This is a genomic window from Clostridium sp. SHJSY1, from assembly GCF_031626875.1.
GTDB lineage: Bacteria > Bacillota > Clostridia > Clostridiales > Clostridiaceae > Clostridium.
The window spans coordinates 26,371-32,781 of record NZ_JANDMF010000057.1; the positions used below are offsets into that span (position 1 = coordinate 26,371).

The following is a 6,411-nucleotide window of genomic DNA, read 5'->3' on the forward strand; positions in this document are numbered from 1 at the left end:
CTATTTTTATAAAAGAAGTTATATTGTAATACTTCTTTTATAATCTTCACCACTTTGTAATTTGCATTTAACCATATAGGAACCTTTTTCAACATCAGAAAATAAATATATACCATATTTATTGGTTACTTGAACTTGTACTATTACTTCATTTCCTATATCGTCTAATTGATATAAAAAAACTACAGTATTTGAAACAGGTACTCTATTATATAAAATTGTTCCAGAAATCATACCAGATGAATTATTTGTATCAAGTATAAGGTTTATATTTTGAGGTATTAAATTAAATTTATTAACAGTAAATTTTATAGGGATGGGGAAAATATATCCAGGTTTACTTGCTTCCAAAATATATTCGTAAGGTAAAATATCATAGATAATATATTGCCCATTATTATTTGAAGTTGTTTCGTATATATTACTTTTTGAATCATCTGAAGATTTTATGCTAATTTTCACATCTGGTATAACTATATTAGTACCTTCTCTCATGACCTTACCATATACTAGGCCATTTACTAATGCAGAGCTAGTTTTAAGAGAGAAAGATAGTTCGCTAATGTCATTTGGCCTTATAACTACATATTTAGTTAGGGAAGTTGCATAATATTTAGCAGATGCAATTACCTTATATTCACCAGGACTTAATAAATTAGTGAAGCTATAAATACCATTTTCATTAGTTGTTGTATGAGCTAGAGGATTTAAATGTCTATCAAAAACTGAAACGGTTGCATTAGATATAGGTGAGTTTCTATCAAAAACTTTTCCTTTTAAAATAGTATTATGATAGGTAGTACTTTTTTCTAGTTCAAGGTTAATAGTAGCTTCCTCGTTTAGATGTATATTGAAGGGGTTACTATCCTTAAGAATATATTTATCTTCAATTAGCATGTATAATTATCCTTCAGTTTGGACAGTAGCTTTTACACGATATTCACCAGGAGTTATATTTGTAAATAAATATCTACCTGATGCACTTGTTTTTGTGATAGCGATAATCCCTTCAAACCCATCGACAATAGAATATAATGCAACAGTTGCATTAGGAAGAGGAATATTGTTTGTATTTGTAATAAGGCCACTTACTGTTCCCGTATTAGTATCTGAATTAGTTTGTAATATTAAATTAAGATTGAAAATTTCTTTTGTATCAAGTGGTATTATACCAGAAGGGTTACTAATATAACCTGGTTTTGATGCTGTAACAGTATAGAGTCCAGCAGGTATATTGGTGAAAAAGTATTGTCCATGATCATTTGTTGTACATTTTCCTATAAGTTTAGGAGTAGAACCAGTTGTTGATAGAGTTACAATTGCATTTTCTATTGGTTTAGTATCAGTTGAAGATATTATTCCATAGATAGTATTTAAATTGGCTGCTGGATCTGGAGTTAAAGTTATAGATTGCTTTGTTACTGTTTCGTTTTGAATAATTACAGGATATGAATTTGATAATAGATAACCATCTTTAATTGCTACAACATTATAAGCTCCAGCAGGTATATTGGTAAATGTATAACTACCGCTTGGAATATCAGTATCATCAGATTCTATAGTAGTTACATGCTCTATAGGTTTATAATTTGAATCATATAATTTAACTGTAGCTCCAATTACAGGAGTATCTTCAGATATTACCGTTCCAGTCAAGGTTCCGCTAGAGACTATTGGGTTATTAGTTAATTTAAGATCTTCTGTTATTTCTTTTCTGCCTGTAATAGAAAAGTCATTACTATATTCAATATCATATAAATTAGTAAAAGGCATATCTTATTCCCTTCTTTCTTTAATATAAGATTATATTTAAATAAGTTATAATTTTTTCATTAATCATTAATACAACTTATGCATATTTAAAGGTATTTGTTAACTTATAGATTATGTATTTACTATGCAAATATAAAGAACTCTATGTAGATTAGTAGAAGATTATATGAGAATTTATAAAGGATTAAAAAGTTCTTGTAATATTAAAATTTATGTATAAAATTGGAAAAAGCGGACGATAATTTAAGATATAATTAAACTTTGAAATATATAAGAGAGGATGGTTTAATGTTAAAGTTAATATCAAGGGACACTAGAGAAAGATATAGTGAAGTACTTAAGGAAATGGGTATAATTGGTGAAAGTGTTTTAGAAAAGAATAAAGTTGCAGCATTATATATAATATGTGAAAAGGAAAGTTTATGGGATAATAGAAAATCAATTTTTGATCTTAGAAATCATAGAATAAAAGAAAATGCAGTTAATTTAATTAGTGGAAATGGGAATAAAGCATTGATATTATTAGCATTTAACTTATTCAATAGTTATAAAAATAATGAAACTGATGTTTTAGATATAGTTAGAAATGTTAATAGACAGGATAGAGACATTGTACTAAATGCTATTAATATAGTTTGGAGCTAGAAGAATCGAAAGCTTCTTTTTTAGGTATAAAAATGTATATATACTTATATCTAGATTTGAATTAATCACTCAAAGTATATTTATTTATAATATCACATAAAATACAAAGGAATATTGTAATTAGATTGGAGATGAAATTATGAGTAAAGTATTATATATTAAAGCAAATATCAAATCAGAGGGTGAGTCAAGAACATTTAAAGTATCAGACAGTTTTGTTGATGAATACAAGAAAAATAATCCAAATGATCAGATAGCAACCGTAGATTTATATAAAGAAAAAATAGAATTTTTAAAACCAGAAGATTTGAAGGAAGTTTTTGGACCTAAAGATGAAAATAGTAGAAAAAATCCAGTTTTAAATTTTGCATATGAATTTGCAGAAGCAGATAAGTATATAATTGCAGCTCCAATGTGGAACTTAAGTTTTCCAGCTATATTAAAAGCATATATTGACTATGTAAGTGTAGTAGGAATCACATTTAAGTATACAGAAAATGGTCCTGTAGGACTTTTAAATAATAAGAAAGCTGTACATATAGTTTCAAGAGGAGGAGAGTATATAAATTCTCCTTATGAAATGGGGGACAAATATTTAAGAACAATATTAGGGTTCTTTGGCATTCAAGATTTTCGAACAATAGCTATTGAAAATGTAGATGTGTTAGGAACAGATGTTGAAGGAAAAATAAATGAAGGAATTGAAAAGGCTAAGGCTGTAGCTAAGGAATTTTAGACAAGGCTTTTACTTATGAATGAAGGGCAGAATGTAATGTTTACATATGTCCTTTTTTTATTTAATAATAGAAGATTAAAAATATAATAGGAAAAGATTTTAAATTGCTTTTTAAAAGTTGTTATAAAAGAGTAAAAACATAGATATACTAGTATTGCGAAAAAATACAAAAAGTAAAAGAAAGAGGGGATTAATAAAAATGGAAAAACCCAAAATTAAAATGAAAGAAAAAATTGGATATGCATCTGGTGATTTGGCAAGTAACTTAATATATCAAACTATTTCAATTTACTTATTATTTTTCTATACAAATGTATTTGGCTTATCAGCAGGACAAGCTGGGGTTATGTTTTTAATTGTAAGATTTATTGATGCAATTAATGACCCAATAATAGGTACACTAGTAGATAAAACTAATACAAGATTTGGAAGATTTAGGCCTTATTTATTATATGGTGCTGTACCTTTTGCTATTTTAGCGTTCTTATGTTTTACAACACCTAATTTTTCAGCTACAGGAAAACTTATTTATGCATATGTAACCTATGTTGGACTTTCTATTACCTATACTTGTATTAATGTACCTTATGGAGCATTAACATCTGCTATTACAAATGATAGTGAAGAAGTAGTAAGTTTAACTTCAGTAAGAATGGTTTTTGCTAATCTAGGTGGAGTAATCGTTTCCTATTTTGTACCTGTACTTTCTGGATATTTCACTAAATCTTTTGGATTATCTAGAGGATGGCAAATTACTATGAGCATATTAGGAATAGCAGGAGCACTTTTATTACTATTTTGTTTTGCTAGTACAAAAGAAAGGGTAAAATGTGTTAATGAAAGTCACAAAATAAAGTTCTCAGATATTTTTGAGCAATTCAGAACAAATAGACCTCTTGTTGTTTTAAGTCTATTTTTTGTATTAATATTTGGTATAAATTCTATAAATAGTTCAATAGGAATATATTATGTAACTTATAATGTTGGTAGACCAGATTTAGTTCAATGGTATACAGTTTTAGGTTCATTACCTGCATTTATATGCATTCCACTTATACCTAAAATAAATAAAAAGATAGGAAAAAAAGCATTATTAAATATATCACTTTTAATAACAGTTGTGGGAACACTTTCTCTTTTAGTTATACCAACTGATATGGTAGGATTAATATTAGTTTCTCGTGTTATAACATCAATAGGGTCTTTGACAGCAGGAGCTTTTATGTGGGCTTTAATTCCTGAAACAATTGAATATGGAGAATATGTCACAGGTAAACGATTAAGCGGGTTAATATATGCTATTATTGGATTTTTCTTTAAATGCGGAATGGCCTTAGGAGGAGCAGTGCCAGGAATTGTTTTAGGATGGTTTGGATATGTAGCCAATGAAACACAAACACCTCATGCGTTAACAGGAATACTAATTACAGCTACAGTTGTTCCAGCAATTCTTATGGTATTAGCCTTAATAGATATTAATTTTTACAATTTAGATGATAAAAAGTATGAAGAAATTACAGCAGATTTAAAATCTAGAGCAGAATTAAGAGAGGAGAGTTTATAATGATTATTAAAAATCCAATATTAAAAGGGTTCAATCCAGATCCAAGTATTTGTAGAGTAGGTACAGATTATTATATTGCAACTTCAACTTTTGAATGGTTTCCAGGAGTTCAAATACATCATTCAAAAGATCTTGTGAATTGGCATCTTGTATCTCATCCATTAGATAGAACATCACTTTTGGATATGAAAGGAAATCCAAACTCAGGTGGTATCTGGGCTCCTGATTTAAGTTATAGTGATGGTAAGTTTTGGCTTATATATACAGATGTAAAAGTGACAGATGGTATTTGGAAAGATTGCCATAATTATTTAACTCAGTGTGATACTATTGATGGAGTATGGAGTGAACCAATAACTTTAAATGGTACTGGCTTTGATGCATCTTTATTTCATGATAATGATGGAAGAAAATATCTTGTAAATATGTATTGGGATCAACGTGTATATAATCACAATTTTTATGGAATTGCAATTCAAGAATATTCAGAAGAACAAGGAAAATTAATTGGTAAACCTGAAATTATATATAAAGGAACTGATATAAAATATACAGAAGGACCTCATATTTATCATATAGGTGAATATTATTACCTATTTACAGCAGAAGGAGGAACTACTTATGAACATTCAGAGACAGTTGCTCGTTCAAAAAATTTATATGGACCATATGAAATAGATCCAGAGTATCCTTTATTAACATCATGGCATGATCCTAGAAATACATTACAAAAATGTGGTCATGCATCATTAGTTCATACTCATACAGATGAATGGTATTTGGCTCATTTAGTGGGAAGACCATTACCTGTTGGGGATTATCCAGTACTTGAGAAAAGAGGATACTGTCCACTTGGTCGTGAAACAGCTATTCAGAAGATAGAATGGAAAGATAATTGGCCAAAAGTAGTTGGTGGAAAGCAAGGTAGTGTAGAAGTAGAAGGTCCTGATATCCCAGAAGTAAAGTGGGAAAAAACTTATAATGAAAAAGATGATTTTGATAGTGAAAATTTAAATATTAATTTCCAATCCTTACGTATTCCTCTTACAGAAGATATAGCTTCTTTGAAGGCTAGAAAAGGAAGTTTAAGATTATATGGTAAAGAATCTTTAACTTCCACATTTACACAAGCTTTTGTAGCTAGAAGGTGGCAGAATTTTAAATTTGATGCATCAACAAGTGTATCCTTTAACCCAGAAACTTTTCAACAAGAAGCAGGATTAACATGTTATTATAATACAGAAAATTGGTCTACAATCCATGTGACTTGGAATGAAGATAAAGGAAGGGTAATTGATATAGTTATTTGTGATAATTTTGAATTTAGTATGCCTTTGGAAGATAAGATGATTCCAATTCCTAATGATGTTGAATATGTTCATTTTAAAGTAGAGGTTAGAGTAGGATCTTATAGATATTCATATTCATTTGATGGAATTAGTTGGATGGTAATACCTATAAACTTTGAATCTAGAAAGTTGTCTGATGATTATATAAGAGGGGGAGGATTCTTTACAGGAGCCTTTGTTGGGATGAATTGTATAGACACAACTGGAAATAATAAAGCAGCAGATTTTGATTATTTCTCTTATGTAGAGATTTAAAACTTTTTAAATGGGGCTGTCGCACTAAATAATTAGTGCACAGCTCATTTTTGTGAAAAAAATAAACCCCAGATTCTACAAATCTGAGA

General features: G+C 28.8%; 6 protein-coding genes. 4 read left to right on the plus strand and 2 right to left on the minus strand.

What is annotated here, in order from left to right; genetic code table 11:
* Positions 1-18: 18 nt before the first annotated feature.
* Together NNC19_RS20150 and NNC19_RS20155 are read right to left on the minus strand one after the other, a co-directional pair.
* Positions 19-897: a carboxypeptidase-like regulatory domain-containing protein gene (locus NNC19_RS20150; protein WP_310940493.1), complete on the minus strand. Its 879-nt coding sequence runs from the start codon at positions 895-897 to the stop codon at positions 19-21.
* A gap of 6 nt (positions 898-903) precedes the next feature.
* Positions 904-1,773: a carboxypeptidase-like regulatory domain-containing protein gene (locus tag NNC19_RS20155; protein ID WP_310940494.1), complete on the minus strand. Its 870-nt coding sequence runs from the start codon at positions 1,771-1,773 to the stop codon at positions 904-906.
* Positions 1,774-2,061: 288 nt separating this feature from the next.
* Between NNC19_RS20155 and NNC19_RS20160 the strand changes: the two genes are divergently transcribed.
* The 4 genes from NNC19_RS20160 to NNC19_RS20175 all read left to right on the plus strand — a co-directional run bounded on the left by NNC19_RS20160 (position 2,062) and on the right by NNC19_RS20175 (position 6,322).
* On the plus strand, positions 2,062-2,418 hold the full coding sequence (locus tag NNC19_RS20160; protein WP_310940495.1) for a DUF6075 family protein: 357 nt from the start codon (positions 2,062-2,064) through the stop codon (positions 2,416-2,418).
* A gap of 139 nt (positions 2,419-2,557) precedes the next feature.
* Entirely contained in the window at positions 2,558-3,154 is a 597-nt protein-coding gene (locus NNC19_RS20165) for an NAD(P)H-dependent oxidoreductase (protein WP_310940496.1), read from the plus strand.
* A gap of 199 nt (positions 3,155-3,353) precedes the next feature.
* A complete protein-coding gene (locus NNC19_RS20170) occupies positions 3,354-4,718 on the plus strand; it encodes an MFS transporter (protein ID WP_310940497.1) in 1,365 nt (454 codons plus the stop codon).
* Positions 4,718-6,322: a glycoside hydrolase family 43 protein gene (locus NNC19_RS20175; protein ID WP_310940498.1), complete on the plus strand. Its 1,605-nt coding sequence runs from the start codon at positions 4,718-4,720 to the stop codon at positions 6,320-6,322. Before NNC19_RS20170 ends, NNC19_RS20175 begins: the two co-directional genes overlap by 1 nt.
* Positions 6,323-6,411: the final 89 nt, after the last annotated feature.

What these genes read in the sequence shown, in the direction of transcription:
- NNC19_RS20150 (WP_310940493.1), bottom strand. Translation starts at nt 897, where the DNA reads ATGCTAATTGAAGATAAATATATTCTTAAGGATAGTAACCCCTTCAAT.
- NNC19_RS20155 (WP_310940494.1), bottom strand. Translation starts at nt 1,773, where the DNA reads ATGCCTTTTACTAATTTATATGATATTGAATATAGTAATGACTTTTCT.
- NNC19_RS20160 (WP_310940495.1), top strand. Translation starts at nt 2,062, where the DNA reads ATGTTAAAGTTAATATCAAGGGACACTAGAGAAAGATATAGTGAAGTA.
- NNC19_RS20165 (WP_310940496.1), top strand. Translation starts at nt 2,558, where the DNA reads ATGAGTAAAGTATTATATATTAAAGCAAATATCAAATCAGAGGGTGAG.
- NNC19_RS20170 (WP_310940497.1), top strand. Translation starts at nt 3,354, where the DNA reads ATGGAAAAACCCAAAATTAAAATGAAAGAAAAAATTGGATATGCATCT.
- NNC19_RS20175 (WP_310940498.1), top strand. Translation starts at nt 4,718, where the DNA reads ATGATTATTAAAAATCCAATATTAAAAGGGTTCAATCCAGATCCAAGT.